General features: G+C 47.8%; 25 protein-coding genes and 2 pseudogenes. 11 read left to right on the top strand and 16 right to left on the bottom strand.

Going from position 1 to position 15,981, the window contains the following annotated elements; translation table 11 throughout:
• Nucleotides 1-50: 50 nt before the first annotated feature.
• The 16 genes and pseudogenes from LRS05_RS00005 to LRS05_RS00080 form a co-directional block, all read right to left on the bottom strand.
• Nucleotides 51-179: a hypothetical protein gene (locus LRS05_RS00005; protein ID WP_257866448.1), complete on the bottom strand. Its 129-nt coding sequence runs from the start codon at nt 177-179 to the stop codon at nt 51-53.
• Nucleotides 180-214: 35 nt separating this feature from the next.
• Nucleotides 215-535, bottom strand: coding sequence for a hypothetical protein (locus tag LRS05_RS00010; protein WP_257866449.1), 321 nt, complete (start codon nt 533-535; stop codon nt 215-217).
• Nucleotides 536-590: 55 nt separating this feature from the next.
• Nucleotides 591-908, bottom strand: coding sequence for a hypothetical protein (locus LRS05_RS00015; protein WP_257866450.1), 318 nt, complete (start codon nt 906-908; stop codon nt 591-593).
• Between the two features lie 173 nt (nt 909-1,081).
• Nucleotides 1,082-1,285 carry a hypothetical protein gene (locus tag LRS05_RS00020; RefSeq protein WP_257866451.1) on the bottom strand — a complete coding sequence of 68 codons (204 nt, stop codon included), beginning with the start codon at nt 1,283-1,285 and terminating at the stop codon, nt 1,082-1,084.
• Nucleotides 1,286-1,308: 23 nt separating this feature from the next.
• Nucleotides 1,309-2,193, bottom strand: coding sequence for a hypothetical protein (locus LRS05_RS00025; RefSeq protein ID WP_257866452.1), 885 nt, complete (start codon nt 2,191-2,193; stop codon nt 1,309-1,311).
• A 111-nt stretch (nt 2,194-2,304) separates the two neighbouring features.
• Nucleotides 2,305-2,742: a Rieske (2Fe-2S) protein gene (locus tag LRS05_RS00030; protein WP_257866453.1), complete on the bottom strand. Its 438-nt coding sequence runs from the start codon at nt 2,740-2,742 to the stop codon at nt 2,305-2,307.
• Between the two features lie 2 nt (nt 2,743-2,744).
• Nucleotides 2,745-2,876, bottom strand: coding sequence for a di-heme oxidoredictase family protein (locus tag LRS05_RS00035; protein ID WP_257866454.1), 132 nt, complete (start codon nt 2,874-2,876; stop codon nt 2,745-2,747).
• Nucleotides 2,877-2,935: 59 nt separating this feature from the next.
• Nucleotides 2,936-3,967 (bottom strand): annotated as a pseudogene (locus LRS05_RS00040) (di-heme oxidoredictase family protein); the annotation flags it as partial.
• Nucleotides 3,968-4,434: 467 nt separating this feature from the next.
• Nucleotides 4,435-4,902, bottom strand: coding sequence for an MgtC/SapB family protein (locus LRS05_RS00045; protein ID WP_257866455.1), 468 nt, complete (start codon nt 4,900-4,902; stop codon nt 4,435-4,437).
• 20 nt (nt 4,903-4,922) lie between these two features.
• Nucleotides 4,923-5,240, bottom strand: coding sequence for a heavy metal-binding domain-containing protein (locus LRS05_RS00050; protein WP_257866456.1), 318 nt, complete (start codon nt 5,238-5,240; stop codon nt 4,923-4,925).
• A 23-nt stretch (nt 5,241-5,263) separates the two neighbouring features.
• Nucleotides 5,264-6,148 (bottom strand): diacylglycerol kinase family protein, encoded by an 885-nt coding sequence (locus LRS05_RS00055; RefSeq protein ID WP_257866457.1) that lies wholly within the window; start codon nt 6,146-6,148, stop codon nt 5,264-5,266.
• Nucleotides 6,148-6,303: a hypothetical protein gene (locus LRS05_RS00060; protein ID WP_257866458.1), complete on the bottom strand. Its 156-nt coding sequence runs from the start codon at nt 6,301-6,303 to the stop codon at nt 6,148-6,150. The genes LRS05_RS00055 and LRS05_RS00060 overlap by 1 nt, the downstream gene beginning before the upstream one ends.
• On the bottom strand, nt 6,300-8,105 hold the full coding sequence (locus LRS05_RS00065; protein ID WP_257866459.1) for an LTA synthase family protein: 1,806 nt from the start codon (nt 8,103-8,105) through the stop codon (nt 6,300-6,302). Before LRS05_RS00065 ends, LRS05_RS00060 begins: the two co-directional genes overlap by 4 nt.
• A gap of 66 nt (nt 8,106-8,171) precedes the next feature.
• Nucleotides 8,172-8,933 carry a HAMP domain-containing sensor histidine kinase gene (locus LRS05_RS00070; RefSeq protein WP_308224770.1) on the bottom strand — a complete coding sequence of 254 codons (762 nt, stop codon included), beginning with the start codon at nt 8,931-8,933 and terminating at the stop codon, nt 8,172-8,174.
• A gap of 4 nt (nt 8,934-8,937) precedes the next feature.
• The gene (locus LRS05_RS00075) at nt 8,938-9,438 is read right to left on the bottom strand and encodes a hypothetical protein (RefSeq protein WP_257866460.1); all 501 of its coding nucleotides are present in this window, start codon (nt 9,436-9,438) and stop codon (nt 8,938-8,940) included.
• 33 nt (nt 9,439-9,471) lie between these two features.
• Nucleotides 9,472-10,107, bottom strand: a complete 636-nt coding sequence (locus LRS05_RS00080) for a response regulator transcription factor (RefSeq protein WP_257866461.1) — start codon at nt 10,105-10,107, stop codon at nt 9,472-9,474.
• Between the two features lie 201 nt (nt 10,108-10,308).
• On the opposite strand from LRS05_RS00080, the gene LRS05_RS00085 reads away from it, so the two are divergent.
• The 11 genes and pseudogenes from LRS05_RS00085 to LRS05_RS17560 all read left to right on the top strand — a co-directional run bounded on the left by LRS05_RS00085 (nt 10,309) and on the right by LRS05_RS17560 (nt 15,847).
• Nucleotides 10,309-10,647, top strand: coding sequence for a DUF6660 family protein (locus LRS05_RS00085; RefSeq protein WP_257866462.1), 339 nt, complete (start codon nt 10,309-10,311; stop codon nt 10,645-10,647).
• Between the two features lie 80 nt (nt 10,648-10,727).
• On the top strand, nt 10,728-11,261 hold the full coding sequence (locus tag LRS05_RS00090) for an efflux RND transporter permease subunit (protein WP_257866463.1): 534 nt from the start codon (nt 10,728-10,730) through the stop codon (nt 11,259-11,261).
• Nucleotides 11,228-11,473, top strand: coding sequence for an efflux RND transporter permease subunit (locus LRS05_RS00095; protein ID WP_257866471.1), 246 nt, complete (start codon nt 11,228-11,230; stop codon nt 11,471-11,473). The genes LRS05_RS00090 and LRS05_RS00095 overlap by 34 nt, the downstream gene beginning before the upstream one ends.
• Complete coding sequence (locus LRS05_RS00100; RefSeq protein WP_257866464.1) at nt 11,418-12,080, top strand: efflux RND transporter permease subunit; 663 nt, start codon at nt 11,418-11,420, stop codon at nt 12,078-12,080. Before LRS05_RS00095 ends, LRS05_RS00100 begins: the two co-directional genes overlap by 56 nt.
• Nucleotides 12,022-12,627: pseudogene (locus tag LRS05_RS00105) on the top strand (efflux RND transporter permease subunit). Before LRS05_RS00100 ends, LRS05_RS00105 begins: the two are co-directional and overlap by 59 nt.
• Nucleotides 12,590-13,615 carry an efflux RND transporter permease subunit gene (locus LRS05_RS00110; protein WP_257866465.1) on the top strand — a complete coding sequence of 342 codons (1,026 nt, stop codon included), beginning with the start codon at nt 12,590-12,592 and terminating at the stop codon, nt 13,613-13,615. Before LRS05_RS00105 ends, LRS05_RS00110 begins: the two are co-directional and overlap by 38 nt.
• Nucleotides 13,503-13,862 carry an efflux RND transporter permease subunit gene (locus tag LRS05_RS00115; protein WP_257866472.1) on the top strand — a complete coding sequence of 120 codons (360 nt, stop codon included), beginning with the start codon at nt 13,503-13,505 and terminating at the stop codon, nt 13,860-13,862. The genes LRS05_RS00110 and LRS05_RS00115 overlap by 113 nt, the downstream gene beginning before the upstream one ends.
• Before the next feature lie 136 nt (nt 13,863-13,998).
• Complete coding sequence (locus LRS05_RS00120; RefSeq protein WP_257866466.1) at nt 13,999-15,075, top strand: TolC family protein; 1,077 nt, start codon at nt 13,999-14,001, stop codon at nt 15,073-15,075.
• A gap of 85 nt (nt 15,076-15,160) precedes the next feature.
• Nucleotides 15,161-15,331, top strand: coding sequence for a hypothetical protein (locus LRS05_RS00125; RefSeq protein WP_257866467.1), 171 nt, complete (start codon nt 15,161-15,163; stop codon nt 15,329-15,331).
• Entirely contained in the window at nt 15,325-15,537 is a 213-nt protein-coding gene (locus LRS05_RS00130) for an efflux RND transporter periplasmic adaptor subunit (RefSeq protein ID WP_257866468.1), read from the top strand. The genes LRS05_RS00125 and LRS05_RS00130 overlap by 7 nt, the downstream gene beginning before the upstream one ends.
• A gap of 226 nt (nt 15,538-15,763) precedes the next feature.
• A complete protein-coding gene (locus LRS05_RS17560) occupies nt 15,764-15,847 on the top strand; it encodes a hypothetical protein (RefSeq protein ID WP_374707750.1) in 84 nt (27 codons plus the stop codon).
• Nucleotides 15,848-15,981 lie beyond the last annotated feature (134 nt).

Below are 15,981 nucleotides of genomic sequence, written 5' to 3' on the forward strand. Positions count from 1 at the left end.
AATTCCTTACCGACCTCAGATAGAATTCAAAATCCTTTATAAACTGCAAATCAAGGGTCCGCGAATTCCATATCCACGCGATTGAATTTAATGCGCAGGAATTCCCTTAGGTGGTTAATGGTAATGCTAAACCTGTCGAGCGTACCTTCGGCGTACCCCTTTCCGATAAGTGCAGCCATCTCCCGGTTGTGGGATTCGAACTCTTCGAGGACTTTTACACGGGGCGTAATCCTCCCCAAGATATAATCCATAATCTTTTCAGAGGTGACCGGTTTGCCGCTGTAAAAAGCTCTGTCTTGCATTCATTTACTTTCATCAGCAGGGAGTCCAAGAAAAGTTCAATGCCCTTGCATCCCTCTTTGTTTCCTACAGCCCTTTCGAATTCTGATCCCACCGGTTGACATCCCACTTCCTTTTTGGTAGAAGTTTCCCGTGGAATGCCGTCAACGGTTATCCTAAGGTAGATGTTCCTGACATTGCTTGCATTGCGGGGTGTCTTCAGAAAGAAGGACAACCCAAAACTGTTCTCTAACATAATTCAACTTTTAGATTAATAAATGTAGAAATACAGCGTCTCAAAAATCAAGTCGTTAACCTGTTTTACTGGTTGATATACAGGGTTTTACATGCAATTCTGTGGCACTTTTTTTGTCGGGCAAATGTGCCACGATTTTGCCACAAAACTTTTGCTGCCTTTTGAAAAAATCTGGTAGAGTGCAGGAAATAAAAAAACCTGCAAATCCTTGAATTTTGCAGGTTTTCCACTTTTTTTGAGGTTTTTTGGAAAATTTGGAAAAGCTTGTTTTTCCGTATTTTAACCCATTTCGTGGGGAGAGCAGGATTTGAACCTTTCGGCTGAAACCCGCATCAGTGCTGCAAAAAGCAAAATCGTAAAAAGTGATTGCCACGATTTTGCCACAGATTTATAAAGTGGTAGCTAGAGCTAACTATTTGACTATTAAAGAACGCCGCTTCTTTTGCAAATTTAGTGATAAAATTTTAAAGTTTAAAAAATTAATGTGCCTACTATAATATAATATGATGGACTTGACTTTCAAATGGCTACCATTCTGCCTAAGCATTAAAAATACGTACTCAATCCAAAGCTGAAACCTTTTGTCAGGCTGGGTGGATTGCCAATTAGGTCTGTTGCCTCAAGTATCCTGTAATTCAGGCGGAGCACTGTCCGCGCTGAGGGACGGAAGCTTATTGCCGGCATGATGCTCCATATCTGGTCACCGATATTGTGGCCAGTCTCATTAAATTTCCCAACATTATAGTCCACATATTCAAACCTGCAGGCCAGGTTTACAGATGCGTTTTCCCAATCAAGAATCTTACGCCTGATAATGGGCTGGACAATATCAGCAAAGCCACCCATTTGCCTGCTGCCGTATTGTTGGCCGAACGTCTCGGGAACATCCACCCACACCCATGCCCATTCAGCGGTAATGAACGTATCAATCCATGGCAGGGTGTTATTGTAATCAAGGGGGCGTAGACATCAACCCTGCGCTTTTTGTCCAAGGCGAGCCCATCTTCCTCAAATTTATTAAATACACCGCCCATGTAGGATACCCCAAGCTCACCATATTTGGAATTCCTGACTGAAACCTTTCCGGTAAATAAAGGAATCCCGCTGTTGATGGCTTCAAACCGTTCAGGATTAAGTTTTGACGCAGGGAGCGATGTCCTTCCTAAATTGTTATCAATGATGCGGTCGTCAAAGCTGCCCGAAAGGTAAAGTTCGTATCCGTACATCCAATCCTTAGAGTATTCCTTGCCGTAAATCCCGAATCCCGCATTGCTCCATGTTGAAGGCAGCATCTCGGTGGAAGAGATAGGCCTGTCGGTGAATTCCCATTTTGGGCCGTCGTGGTTCTGGTTGAAAGAGCCTATCGGGTTAAGTATTATACCCGCCCTTAGGTTGGCGAGTGGTATAAGTTCCATATCAATGGCCGCAAATTCTATTGCGATTTCTTTGCCACCTTCTTCAAATTCCAGTTCACTGAGGAACTTGATACGTGTGGATATCGTTGATGAAACGAACAAAGTCATCCTCCTGAATTCGAATTGGTGCCCTTCCGAGACCCCATCAGTACTCAGGCGCTGCCAGTTTACTTCTGCGTAGCCTCCGACAGAAACCGGTAATTTACCGATGCCAAGGAAAGGACGGTCATACACTGCATCCATATTCAGGGCATTCTTGACGGTATCCTTGGGTATGCGGCGGAAGAAGCACAGGGTCGATTTGAGCCAGCAGGGTAGTAGTGAACAGAAGCGAGAGTATAGTAGTTATTTTCTTCATTGCTTTTTCAGGGATATTTTGATGAAACCGTTTTCAACAGCCGTAGGGAATTTTCTTAGCGCCCGGTCAGCTGGGCCATTTCGCACCGCACCGATATTGCTGAACTCACTGCCATGGGCAGGGCATTGCAGCGTATCTCCAAAGACCTGCAATTCTGCACCCATGTGGCTGCACTCCATCCAAAGGGCGGCATATTCATCATTGCTGTGCCTAAATACGCAAATTGGGAAACGGAGCAGTTCATTACTAACTACTATGTATTTTCGGTATCCTGTGGCCTCATCGCCAAAATCGGATACCGGGATTACCAGGTTATCGCCGTCAATAGCACTATTCACTGTTTTGGCGGGAGCACAACCGGCAGGTACTGCCATAGCTGCGAGTCCGCCGAAGCATGCCAGCCCACAGGTTTTAAGGAATTGTTTTCTGTCCATGGTTAAAGGGAATTTAAAAATTTGATCAGGGCTTGTTTCTCATCCTGGGTAAGCTGGTTGTAACGGCTGCGGCTTCCGGCAGCCTCACCGCCATGCAGCTGTATAGCTTCTTCAATGGACCCTGGCCCTGCCATCGTGCATCAGGAAGAAATTCCCGCCTTGTGAATTGGGCGACAATCCCAGCCCCCATAGCGGGGGGTGTCCGCCATTCGTATGTTTTAGCGGAACCTTCGGTGTAACCATCGTCGAGTCCCGGCCCCATATCGTGGAGCAGGAGGTCGGTATACGGGTAAAACGCCTTATAGGATAGAGCCTGTACAGGGGAATACCCCGTCTGCAATTGTGGCTTGTGGCAGGCAGCGCACTGTATCTGGCTGAATAAAGCCTTCCCCTGCAAAACCTTCGGGTCATTTTGGTTGCGGGGTATCGGTGCCTTGAGGGTTTGGAGGTAAAACACCACGTTACGGATAGTCGCATCGCTAACCTCCGGGTCGCCTGTCAGCCCCGAATAAGGATCGAGGGGCTCAAAAGTGGAGGTTACCCCGATATCCTGGTTGTAGGCGGTGGCTGTTTGCTGTAAAAGGTCAAATGCAGCACCCTTCTTTCCAAAGCGGCAAATGTACTTGCCATTCTGTTCCGCTGCCCCTTGCGGGATGTTTACATAGCCGGGGACATGGTTCCAGTTGGGTACGCCTGATATGCCATCGCCATCGAGGTCATCCGGATCAGCTATAGCCAGGATATCGGTATCAGATACCAGCTCAATAAAACCCAGACCGGTATTCGCCGGGGGGGGTGAACTTAGAGAACGTCGCCCCAAAGGAATCTGTTCAGGCATGTAGCCCGGTAGCGAACGATTTTGAAGCTGGGGACCTCCCAAATGCAGGAATTGGTTCCCTGTTTCATCGACCTGTCCAAAGCGGGTCAGTGTAGTTGATGGCGTACCCCTGCCATCTCCTGCGTGGCACGCTACGCAACTGTTGGCCACGAATGTTGGGCCAAGGCCGGTTTGCGAGAAAAATATCTCATCGTTAAAAGCCACATCACCGGCAAGGAAACGCCTGTTTTGCTCATGTGTAAGCCCTTCCAACGGCCCATCGAGGATATGGTCGTCATCGGGAGCCTCTGTTTCAAAATTTGAACAGGAAAATGATAATAATCCAATACATACAATACCGAGCTTCTGGAAAGATCTTTTTTTTAAATAAGACGAAATATACTTCATTGTTTTGTGCTGTTTTATTTTTAGACAAAACTAAAAATATATTTCAACAAAACAAATTTTTATAAAATATGGAGCTTCGGTAAGACCAATACGATGTTGGCATCAAGATTCTTAATGCTAAAGCAATGTGTCTTTTATTCTATAAGGTTGAAGATAACCGGATGAAATTTTTTGAAGTCGACACCCACGAAAGTTTCGGGCTGCACCGCACGCGCTGTGAATGTAGGGATAAAATTAGGGATGGTCGTCCTTCCGATATGCTCTGTTTTTAGTTAAGCGAGCCCATTCGTCTTAGTATTATTCAACATTGGCACTTCCTGACTTAATTGGCAATATCGAATTGGCATTTATGGCACATAAATGATCTGGATATTTTCCGGGAATCTGAGAGTGGTTCTTTTGGCATCCCTGGCATGGTTAGTATGTGTAGTATGTAAAAGGCCGGGAAGCTTATCAGTGTAAAAGAATTAATCGTGGTCTTCGTATTCCTTTTGTTTTAGCTTTTCTTTCCATCGCATGTACCATTTTTGGTGGTGGAGTGATAAAAGGAAGTAGAGGAAAGTTGCGCTTGCCCCGGCAATAATGAACATATTCAGCGCTACCGCCACCCCTACGGCTGAAGTGCACCATACCGTTGCCGCTGTGGTAAGCCCCTGCGATGTTCCGGAAGCCCCATTCCTGTAAATGATGCCGGCCCCGAGGAAACCTATGCCCGTTATGATATTGGCGATGACCCTCGATGCTGCCGTAGGGTCATCCGCCAAATGCATTGTCACGGCAGTAAATAATGTAGCCCCGACACATACCGCCCCATAGGTACGGATGCCCGCGTCCCTGCCATGGCGTTCCCTGTCCAGGCCAATGAAGGCTCCGAGAAGGAAGGATACGACCAGTTTGATGAGTATGATAAGTTCGGAAGCGATATCTATCTGCATAATTCTATAGGATAAGTAGATTAGTGCTTGTGGTCGCCATGGTCCTCGCCTTCATGGTCATGCCCCTCATGGCTGTCCGTGTGTACTTCTTTCAGTTCCATCTCACATACAGGGCATTTTCCTTTGGCATCATAAGTTTTCCCTTTTTCGCAGTCCATAGGGCATTGGTACGCCAACTCGTGGTCGTGGCTGTCTCCCTTAGCGTGGTCATGCCCGTCGCCTTCGCTATGGTCATGTCCCGCATGTTCAGTAGCGTCTTTCTTTTCTTCTTTGCCATTGCAGGCAACAAATCCGGTGGTAGCGATCGCTAACGCAAAAATGATAATGATTCGTTTCATATTATGGATATTTGGTTACTTTATCAGGGTACTATTACCGTAAGGCAGGCAGGCTGTACGGTTATTGTAAATTTGTTGGTTTTAAAATAAATGAATTCGCCGTCAATCTGAGCTGTTGTAAATATTTTTTCAGGAAGCTCTATCGCCGCTTGCGGTGTCCGTTCAATTTTAATTTTTTCGAAATTTAGCGTTTTTCCCCTGAGCAACAGGTAGCCGAGGCGTATTTTTTCCCAAAATCCAATCTTTTCAACCGTGGCAATGTCAAGAAGGCCATCGTCGGGAAGGGCATTAGGAGTTAGGGATTTACCATAACCCAACTGGTTCGAATTGGATACGAACAGCAGGAACTGCGGCCCTTCGACAGTATGTTTACCGAAGGTTATGTGCGCATTAACCGGCTTAAAGGAAAGTGTCGCAAAAAAGCAGGCCTTTAGGTAACCCGCAAAGCCTTTGGCCTTTTGCTGTTCGTAAATTTTTATCACTTCCGCATCAAAGCTCACGCCTGTATTGCTGAAGAAGTATTTCCCGTTAATAAGGCCTGCATCGATCTTCTTAGTATTTCCCTGTTTGATAAGCTGCAATGCTATCGAAATGTTCTTTGGAAGCCTGAGATTAGCGGCCAGCCCGTTTCCCGAACCAATCGGCACAATACCCAGCTTGATATCCGATCCCACTATTACGGATGCTATTTCGTTGATAGTGCCATCCCCGCCGCAGGCTACGATAAATGAGGGGCTTTTCTTTACTAATAATTCAGCGATTTCCTTAGCATGACCCTGATATTCGCTAAAGTGGAGCTGCGCTGTATAGGTTTCCCTGTTGAAGGCTGTATTGATAGCCTCTACAAGTTTTTCGAGGCTGTTTCCCCCGCCTGCAACGGGATTTATGATAAAGTGTATTAAGGCCATTATTTCAGGAGTTTATGGTTGAACAGGTAGTCAGCGGTTTGGTACCATGCTATGGTTTCATCCAGGAAAGATTTGTCGGTTGGCAACAAGCTTAGGTTATTGCTTTTGCTGTCCCAACGGTAAAAGTTTTGCTTTTTCTGGTCAGACAGTATCATGACCCGGTCTTTTTCAGCAATGCCAGTTTCCGGTAGGTTGCAATCAATGCCCTCTCTTCGAAATCCGGCCCAAAAACATCCTTTCCAAAAAAGTTTGAGGTATAGTTCCAGTCCATCATCCCAAAAAGGGTAGGGAAGAGGTCAATTTGTGAGCACTGCTTGCCTACCTTTTGCGTAGCGGCTTGCGGTATATTGAATATGAATGCTGGGATACGGTAATTTGCCACATCAATTTCATTACGTCCGGCGCTGCTCGCGCAATGGTCGGCAACAATTACAAACACCGTATTGCTGAACCATGGCTTGCTGCGCGCTGCCTGCAGCATTTTTTTTAGGGCATAGTCGGTATATTTTACAGCCCCCTTGCGCCCGGTACCTGAAGGAATGTCTATCCTGTCTGCGGGATAGGTGTAAGGGCGGTGATTAGATGTGGTCATCACAAAATTAAAAAACGGTTTTCCCGCCCGGTAGTTCTCATCGGCAACCGACAGCATCTTCGAATAGATATCCTCATCGCAAATTCCCCAGGCATTCTCAAAGCGGACTTCATTGTCACGGATAAGCGTCCGCGTTGCCCTGATCTTGTCGCTCAATATACTGCCACGCCCACGGTCGTAGATATCGAACCCGTTGCCACCGAAATAGGCATTCATGTTATCAAAATACCCATCCCCGCCATAAAGGAATGAAGTCGTATAACCTTTCGCCTCAAAGACGGAATTGATTGTGTACAGCCCCTGGTTTTCCGGCCTTTTCACGATGCTTTGGCCTGGTGTGGGTGGTATGCACAGCGTTACCGCTTCCATTCCGCGCACTGTCCTGTTGCCTGTAGCATACATGTTCTCAAAAAAGGTGCTCTGTTGTGCCAGGCTGTCCAGGAACGGGGTGATGTTTTCGGTGTTGCCGAATTCAGACATGAAGGAGGCGCTAAGGCTTTCCACTAATACGAACACCACATTATATTTTTTCTCCGGCCCGGCAGTATTTTCCACATCGCGCCTGATGGAAAGCCCCACGGCATTAAACTTCGTACCTGATGCCCCGAGTTTTTCCCGTACAAGGGCAAAAGCTTCCGTGTCGGGAATAGCCGTGTAGAATTCAGGGTATTTCATCTGGTTGTTACGGAAGGCGGCGAAAAAGCTGTAAATCCCATTCTTTGAGATTTCGGAGTTATAGCGGTTCGGCGACCATTCGGCATGGAAGTTCCGGATTGCGAGGCTGTAAAAGCCGATGAAGGCGGCTGTAATCATAAGAAACAGTACCCGTTCGCCAATCCCCGGCTTTCCTGCAAATGTATTTTTGAATACCTTCCCTTTAAAGAAAAGCCATAGCACCAGAAGGCTTACCGCAAGCACACCGCCTATGAGCAGCGGCAGGGGATAGGATTCATTGATATTGGCAATCACTTCATGCGTATAAATGAGGTAGTCGACCGCAACAAAATTGAAGCGTGACCTGAACTCTTCCCAAAAGGTTACCTCTGCGAAAAAAGTGAATGCCAGGATCACTACGCCCAGCGACGTGAAGAACCAAATGATCGCTTTATCCGCTAAGGTGCCGATCCATCTTGAAGGCCATACGGTAATGTACAGGATGCAGGGCGCAACCAGGTATGCCAGTGCCCCAAGGTCGAAAAATGTACCGCTAATGATCGTCCGAAGAAAATCAACGGGATGCCAGTCAACTTCATCATATTGCCAAACCATGAAGGCGAGCCGGAGCAGGAATGACACCGACAGGTAAAAAAGGGCAAAGTGGCCTATAGCCGAATAGCGGCGGGAGGGAATTACATAATACATCATGACTCCGGGAGTTTAAAAGCACAAGGTTCTTAAACGATTTTGGAGAAATTCTGTAGCGATGTATATTTACCTGAATTTTACGGTAAAATGATGCATTTCGCCTAAAAATCCATATTCGATTTCCCAATTATTTATCTCAATGATCTTTTTTACGATGGACAATCCAAGGCCGTTGCCTTTGCCTGCACTTTCCGACTTCGAAAAGCGGTTGTAAAGCCGCGACTGGTCAAGGCTTGCAGTGCCGGTGTTTGAGAATTTAAGCTCAACACCCGACAGTTCTGTAATGATAATACCTCCTGCAGCTGTGTGCCGTATGGCATTGGCAAAAAGGTTGTTCACCAGGATTTCCAGCAGAGCAGGGTTGGCATGGACGATATGGTCTTCCCTGATTTCCAGCGTTATCTCAATATCCTTTGATTCTGCCTGTGTAGTAAAGAATTCTATATTTTTAGTTAGGTATTGTGAAACCGGGAAAGCCTGTTTGTTAGCATACGCCTCATTCTCCATGCTGGAGAGCAGCATCAGGTTTTTGCTCAGCCGGTGCAGGCGCGAAAGGTCGCCATTAATGGATTCGATCAATACCGCCTGGTGTTCGGATTGCTCGGCCGACTGGAATAAGGATTCCAGCTTGGTCTGGATAACCGTGAGGGGGGTCTGGAGTTCGTGCGCGGCATTCTCAATGAACTCTTTCTGGTTCCTGTAAATTGCGGTGTTTTTCTCGATCAGCTTCCCGATACTGTTGTTGAGGTAATCAAATTCTTCAGTGCCCGTGGGTATGAACCTCGGTTCCCTGCTCTTGTCGATGTCAAAGCTTTGTATCTGCTTCAGCGTATCATAGAAAGGGGGTCCAAAGCTTTTTGGCCCACCTGTTGGAAAACAGGGTAATGCCGATAAGCAATATCCCTATAACCACTATAAAAATAAAGGCTACCCCATAGACCATATCCTGCATTTCGGCAAGGTGGTTCCGCTCAATATAGGTATAGGGCTTATTATTGATGGTAAGGGGTGCGCGCATCTCCCTATACAATTCATGATGCCCGGATAAGGAGTCAAAAATTGTCGTGGTAAAGACAGTATCTTTTGACAGGCCCCCGCCCCTCAGGATCTTTACGTCATGATTGTATTTGTTCCATACTACGAGGTCTTCATCTGAGAACGTGTCGAGGTCGAGCCTGGAAAAGGCATCCTTATGGAGTTGCAATACCCTGTCGGTCTGGTAGAGGTGCAGCCACTGGCTCAGGTAATAGAAAGCCGGTGCTGCGAGCAGCAGCACAACAACAGAGAAGGCGAGGTAGCCCTGCCTGGTTTTTATCAATAGTTTTTTACTCATTTTCCCATTTATAGCCCATACCGTATATGGTCTTTATATATTCCCCGCCGCCGGCCTGCGAAATCTTCTTTTCAGGTTTTTTATATGCGTATAGACAAAGTCATGGCTTTCCAGCATATCGGCCATATCGCCCGAGAGGTGCTCGGCTATGGCGCTTTTTGAAAGTATTCGGTTCCCATTGCCAATAAGGTACAGCAGGAGATCTATCTCCTTCTTGGTCATATCCAGCATTGTTTGGTTTACCCTAACCGTCTTTTGGCGTAAGTCGATGGTTATCTCATTATAGGTAACGGTGTTGCTCCCACCAAAATTCTTACGGCGGATGAGCGCCAGGATGCGGGCATAGAGTTCAGAGAGATGGAAAGGCTTGGTCACGTAGTCATCCGCCCCAAGGTCAAAGCCCGTTATCCTGCTATCAAGCGTTTCCTGCGCCGAGACGATGATCACCCCGTCGTCCTTCTCCATGTCCTTGATCTCTTTCAAGATGTCGAAACCGCTGCCGCCCGGGAGGTTCAGGTCAAGGAGTATGCAGTCGTAGCTGTATAGGCTTATCTTTTCGGTAGCCTCAGCAAAAGCCCTGGCGGTCTCGCACTGGACATCATGCGCCAGCAGGTATTGCCTGATGCCTTCCGCAATTTCGGGTTCGTCTTCGATGATCAGTATTTTCATGACAACCAAGTTAGGTTTAAATTTTGAAGGAAATCTGTGCCACGATTATATTTTTTTCGAATTCTGCCTATCGCTACAGAATTCCTTCAAATTTGCTCCCTTACTTTGTCTGCAAAAAAAAGATACGCCTGCCGTGATGGATTATTTTCAAATGGCCATTAAATTTTATCCCGTAATCGAAAAAAATGTATATTTGTTAAAGTGAACAGGATTAAGCAAATACTATTATACAGCTTTTCAGTCTATCTTATAGTGCTGATGGCGTTGCCTTGCAGCGAAGCGCATGCAAGCAACGGCAGCATCGCTATTGAGCAATCCGGCCATGGTAAAGAGAAGGACAATGACGATGACCATCACCAGATGGAAATCTGTACGCCGTTCTGCATTTGCAGCAGCTGCGTAATAGCAATAGTAGTGCATCCTGCACTTGACATCCAGTTCTTCGATACTGAAAACACGACTACAGAAATATCAAATTTCTATACCTCCTTCAAATCCGACTTTTACGGTGCCATCTGGCAACCGCCCCAGTTAGTATAATGTTGCCGGCGATGAGCCGGTAGGAATTGCATGGCCATAAGCCATGCCTGTCACTCATACATTATATTAATTGACATCAAATGTTAGATAAAGTCATTCATTTTAGTATCAATAATAAATTCATTATTGGTCTTTTCACCATAGCATTAATAATTACAGGCGCGTATTCGCTTTCGAACCTGCCTATTGATGCCCTGCCTGATATCACGAACAATCAGGTGCAAATCATTACAACATCGCCATCGCTGGCCACCCAGGATGTTGAGCAATTCATAACCTATCCCATTGAGCAATCCGTTAAGCCGATCCCTGAAATTGTGGAGCTGCGTTCGGTGAGCCGTTTCGGCCTCAGCGTGGTAACGGTCGTATTCGAAGAGGATACCGACCTGTACTGGGCCAGGGCACAAATATCGGAACGCCTCAAAGAAGCCGAGAATGTTATTCCTAAAAACCTCGGTACGCCCGAGATGGCCCCAATCAGTACTGGATTAGGGGAAATTTACCAATATGTAGTTTTCCCGAAAAAGGGTACGAGAAGAAATTTGACGCGACACAGCTGCGTACCATACAGGACTGGATCATCAAGCCGCAGCTCATTGGTACGCCAGGTGTAGCTGAGGTGAATACCCTGGGCGGCTCGCTTAAGCAATACGAAATCGCGGTGGACCCGGACAGGCTTAAAGCCATGGATGTCACCATCGCTGAGATATTTGCGGCACTAGAGTCCAATAACGAGAACACAGGAGGCGCCTATATCGATAAGAAACCGTATGCCTACTTCATCAGGGGGGATTGGTATGGTAAGCGGTATGGACGATATCAATAAGATCGTCATCAAAAACAAGGGCAATGTACCGGTATTGGTACGTGATGTTGCCAAAGTACAGATTGGCGGTGGTATCCGTTACGGTGCTACCACCAAGGATGGAAAAGGAGAGGAAGTAACCGGTATGGTTATGATGCTCAAGGGCGAGAACAGCGGCCAGGTGGTGGACCGCGTAAAGGAAAAAATCGAGCAGATCAAGAAATCACTGCCGGAAGGCGTTGCCATAGAACCTTTCCTTGACCGTACCAAGCTTGTTGACAATGCCATCGGTACAGTACAGACCAACCTTATAGAGGGCGCCCTTATCGTAATTTTCATACTGGTATTGCTGCTTGGAAACTGGAGGGCCGGCCTTGTCGTGGCTTCAGTGATCCCGCTCGCGCTCCTGTTTGCCATCAGCATGATGAAATTCTTTGGGGTATCGGGCAACCTTATGAGCCTTGGCGCGATTGACTTCGGTATTATTGTCGATGGTGCCGTGATCATTGTCGAGGCCATCATCCATAGGCTGGAGGTCAAGAAGAAAGCAAAGCTCACCCAGGGACCAGATGAACGAAGAGGTGTATGGCGCAGCATCCAAGATAAGGAGCAGCGCTGCCTTTGGTGAGATCATCATCCTTATCGTTTATTTACCGATCCTTGCCCTTACCGGGACCGAAGGCAAGATGTTCGGCCCTATGGCGCTTACAGTATCGTTTGCCATCCTTGGCGCTTTCATACTGTCATTGACCTACGTACCAATGATGAGCTCGCTGGTGCTTAAAAAGCCACAGGGCATACGCCGAACATCAGCGATAAGATCATCGCTGCGGCGTACAGGGTGTACAGGCCGCTTTTGAACGCAGCGCTCAACGCTAAAAAAGATAGTGATCGCAGCCTCAATAGGGCTATTTGCCATTGCACTCTACATATTCAGTACTATGGGTGGGGAGTTCATCCCTACACTTGACGAGGGCGATATCGCTACCCACCTTATCATCTCTTCGGGCAGTTCGCTGTCGCAGGAGATTGAGGCCACAACCAAAGCCGAGCAGATATTGCGCGCGAAATTCCCTGAGATAAAAATGATCGTTACCAAAATAGGTAGCGCCGAGATACCGACGGACCCCAATGCCGATGGAAGCAGGCGATATGATCATCATCATGAAAGATAAGGACGAATGGACTTCGGCTGAAACTAAAGAAGAGCTTATGGCTAAGATGGAAGAAGCCCTTGAAGAGATCCCGGGTGCAACCACCGAATTCTCCCAGCCGGTACAGATGCGTATGAACGAGCTTATGACGGGCGTGCGAAGCGATGTCGCCATCAAGATATTCGGGGAGGATATTGACCGCCTTGTGAGCGCAGGCGATGAGGTGATGGGCCTTATACAAGGCGTACCGGGCGTTACGGATGCCAGGGCAGAAAGGGTGGCCGGGCTTCCGCAAATCACCGTTAAATACAACAAAGACAAGCTGGCGTTATATGGATTAAACGTTGGCGATATGAACAGGGTAGTCAGGATGGGCTTTGCAGGCGAGGCTGCCGGTACCGTCTATGAAGGCGAAAAGCGGTTCGACCTAGTGGTAAGGCTTGCAGAAGATAAGAGGCAAGACATAAACAACCTCAAATCACTCTATGTCACATTACCTTCGGGCAGCCAGATACCATTGGAGCAGGTAGCCGACATCCAGTTTGAGGACGGCCCGATGCAGATCAGCCGTGAGGAAGGCCGCCGCCGCATCGTGGTAGGCTTCAATGTCCGCGGGCGTGACGTGCAGAGCGTTGTCAAGGATATACAGGCGAAACTGGACAAGAGCCTGAAACTGCCGGCAGGGTATTACACGACCTATGGCGGACAGTTCGAAAACCTTCAGCAGGCCAACAAGCGCCTGATGGTGGCAGTGCCTGTAGCGCTTGGACTGATATTCGTATTGCTTTACTTCACATTCAAGTCGGTTAAGCAATCCATACTGATATTCACCGCGATACCACTCTCGGCTATCGGGGGGCGTATTCGCCCTATGGCTGCGCGGCATGCCGTTCAGTATTTCGGCCGGTGTCGGCTTCATTGCCCTCTTTGGTGTGGCAGTGCTAAACGGCATCGTACTGATAGCTTATTTCAACCAGCTAAAACTCGAAGGCATGAACGATATTTATGAACGCATCAAGGAAGGTACAAAGGTAAGGCTAAGGCCGGTACTGCTTACAGCAGCAGTGGCATCCCTGGGCTTCCTGCCGATGGCACTCAGCACCGGAGCAGGTGCGGAGGTGCAAAAAGCCTTTGGCAACAGTGGTTATAGGGGGCTTATCACTGCCACGCTCCTTACGCTTGTGGTACTTCCTATATTGTACTATTATTTCGAAAGGGAATCAAGGGCGGTGCTCCGAAAGGCGCAGGAAAACTAGCTGTTGTGGCCTTATTGCTGCTACCCTTCCTATCGCAGGCGCAACAGCCGATGACCCTGGACCAGGCAATCGCCACAGGTGTAAAAATAATGGTGCCATACAGGCATCCACGCTGGATGTAACGCGCCAACAGCAGTTGCGCGGTACAGCTTTCGACCTTCCCAAGACCGAACTCAACGGTACCTTCGGGCAGATCAATACCCGTGCACAGGATAAGAACCTCAGCGTTTCGCAGACCATCAGCCCTTTCCAGATAGGCGCACGCCGGAAAGTCCTTATGGAGAACGTTAAGGCAGGCGAGCTCAGGCTGAGCCAGACCCGCCAGGAAGTAACTTATTCGATACGCCAAAGCTGGAATACCATGCTCTACTATATGGAACTCAACAAAGTGCTGGAGGAGCAGAACAAGCTTATGCAGCAATTCGTCCGCTCGGCCGAACTGAAGTTCCAGACTGGGGAGACCGGATCACTCGAGAATACGACAGCCAAGGCCAAGCAGCAGGAACTACAGCAGCAGATCAAGCGTAACAATGCGCTTATCGAAGCGGAAAAACTACGGCTTAAAGCCCTGTTGCAGCTGGATGGCGATGTTATAGTTTCCGGTACGGAACAATATACTGCCAGCGTTTTTGCCACATTGCAGGATTCTACGGCACTCAGGCAGAACAGCACCCTGTTGCTTGCGGAGCAGCAGGTGAATGTAGCGAAAGCCGAGAGAAGGGCTGAAGGTTCCCTGTTGATGCCTGACCTTACTGCGGGTTACTTCATACAGTCACTCACAGGCAACCAGGATTTTAATGGCGTAAGCACATATTATGATAACACATTGCGTTTCCAGGGATTCTCGGTAGGTATCAGCGTACCGCTTTTCTGGGGCGCTTCATCAGCCCGCGTTAAGGCAGCCAAAACCAATATCGAAGTCCAACAGGCCAATGCCGCCTATACAAGGACACAGCTCGTAAGCAGTTTTGAACAAGAGAAAAAGCAGCTGGAAACCTTCCGCTCAATGCTGGAGTATTACACAGGAACAGCGCTCCCTAATGCCAATACCATATCCGGCAATGCCACCAAAGCGTACCAGAACGGCGATATCAGCTACGTGGAGTACGTGCAGGGACTGGAGACGGCCCTTGCCATCAGGATCAATTACATTGACGCCATCAATAATTACAACCAGGCTGTTATCAACCTTCAGTACCTGCTTAACCTATAATATCATCCCATGAAAAAATAAATTTTAAAATCGTTATCTATATCATCCTGGGCCTTGCCGCGGTTTTGCCCTTGATTATTTCCTTTTGCGCAACACGGTAGCCGAAGATGAGCACAACCATGAAGAGCATGCCGGGGGAAAAGGAAAAAAGAAAGCAGCTCGGCTGCAAAAAGAAGTGGAATTGAATGAAGCGCAGTTCAAGGCTGCCAATATTGAGCTGGGAACCTTCGCCCAAAGAATCTCAGCGAGGTGGTAAATGCCAACGGCTATACGGAACTGCCCCCTCAAAACCAGGCCGATGTATCGGTGCATGTTACCGGTGTGGTAAGCAGGATCAATGTCATCGAAGGGCAGCAGGTGCGCAAAGGGCAGGTCCTTGCCACGGTAGAGAGCCCGGAATTTGCCAGGCTGCAAAGAGTCCTATATTACCTCCAAGAGCAACCTGGAGTTCCTGAAGCTTGAATTCGAGAGGCGAAGACCCTTGAGTGAGGAGAACTTGAATTCCAAAAGGTCTTCCAGCGTACCAAAGCGGACTACGAGACTGAAAAAGCAAGGTTTGCCTCTCTAGGTAAACAGCTTTCGCTGATGAACCTGAGCAGCTCTTCGGGCAACCGGCTCTTGCCGCTTTGTAGCCCCAATTTCAGGAAGTGTTACGAATATCAATATCAAGATTGGCAGTAATGCCGAGGTGGGCAAGCCGCTATTGAGCATCGTTGACAATTCCAAGCTCCATGTGGCCCTTTTGGTATACGAAAACACCTTGGGAAGGTAAAGCCGGGACAGACCGTACGCTTTGTACTGACCAACCAGGATAATACGGAAATCAAAGGGCAGGGTATTCAACATCAGCCAGTCTTTCGAGAACGATACCAAATCGGTAGCCGTACATGCTGAAATCCTGAACCC

The organism is Flavobacterium sp. J372 (assembly GCF_024699965.1).
Classification (GTDB): domain Bacteria; phylum Bacteroidota; class Bacteroidia; order Flavobacteriales; family Flavobacteriaceae; genus Flavobacterium.

Excerpts from the sequence above, each read along its gene's own strand:
- LRS05_RS00075 (WP_257866460.1), bottom strand. The coding sequence starts at position 9,438 with ATGAGTAAAAAACTATTGATAAAAACCAGGCAGGGCTACCTCGCCTTC.
- LRS05_RS00090 (WP_257866463.1), top strand. The coding sequence starts at position 10,728 with ATGTTAGATAAAGTCATTCATTTTAGTATCAATAATAAATTCATTATT.
- LRS05_RS00100 (WP_257866464.1), top strand. The coding sequence starts at position 11,418 with ATGCCTACTTCATCAGGGGGGATTGGTATGGTAAGCGGTATGGACGAT.
- LRS05_RS00030 (WP_257866453.1), bottom strand. The coding sequence starts at position 2,742 with ATGGACAGAAAACAATTCCTTAAAACCTGTGGGCTGGCATGCTTCGGC.
- LRS05_RS00010 (WP_257866449.1), bottom strand. The coding sequence starts at position 535 with ATGTTAGAGAACAGTTTTGGGTTGTCCTTCTTTCTGAAGACACCCCGC.
- LRS05_RS00060 (WP_257866458.1), bottom strand. The coding sequence starts at position 6,303 with ATGATACTGTCTGACCAGAAAAAGCAAAACTTTTACCGTTGGGACAGC.
- LRS05_RS00110 (WP_257866465.1), top strand. The coding sequence starts at position 12,590 with ATGGAAGCAGGCGATATGATCATCATCATGAAAGATAAGGACGAATGG.
- LRS05_RS00080 (WP_257866461.1), bottom strand. The coding sequence starts at position 10,107 with ATGAAAATACTGATCATCGAAGACGAACCCGAAATTGCGGAAGGCATC.
- LRS05_RS00045 (WP_257866455.1), bottom strand. The coding sequence starts at position 4,902 with ATGCAGATAGATATCGCTTCCGAACTTATCATACTCATCAAACTGGTC.
- LRS05_RS00035 (WP_257866454.1), bottom strand. The coding sequence starts at position 2,876 with ATGGCAGGGCCAGGGTCCATTGAAGAAGCTATACAGCTGCATGGCGGT.
- LRS05_RS00005 (WP_257866448.1), bottom strand. The coding sequence starts at position 179 with ATGGCTGCACTTATCGGAAAGGGGTACGCCGAAGGTACGCTCGACAGG.
- LRS05_RS00025 (WP_257866452.1), bottom strand. The coding sequence starts at position 2,193 with ATGGATGCAGTGTATGACCGTCCTTTCCTTGGCATCGGTAAATTACCG.
- LRS05_RS00050 (WP_257866456.1), bottom strand. The coding sequence starts at position 5,240 with ATGAAACGAATCATTATCATTTTTGCGTTAGCGATCGCTACCACCGGA.
- LRS05_RS00055 (WP_257866457.1), bottom strand. The coding sequence starts at position 6,148 with ATGGCCTTAATACACTTTATCATAAATCCCGTTGCAGGCGGGGGAAAC.
- LRS05_RS00065 (WP_257866459.1), bottom strand. The coding sequence starts at position 8,105 with ATGATGTATTATGTAATTCCCTCCCGCCGCTATTCGGCTATAGGCCAC.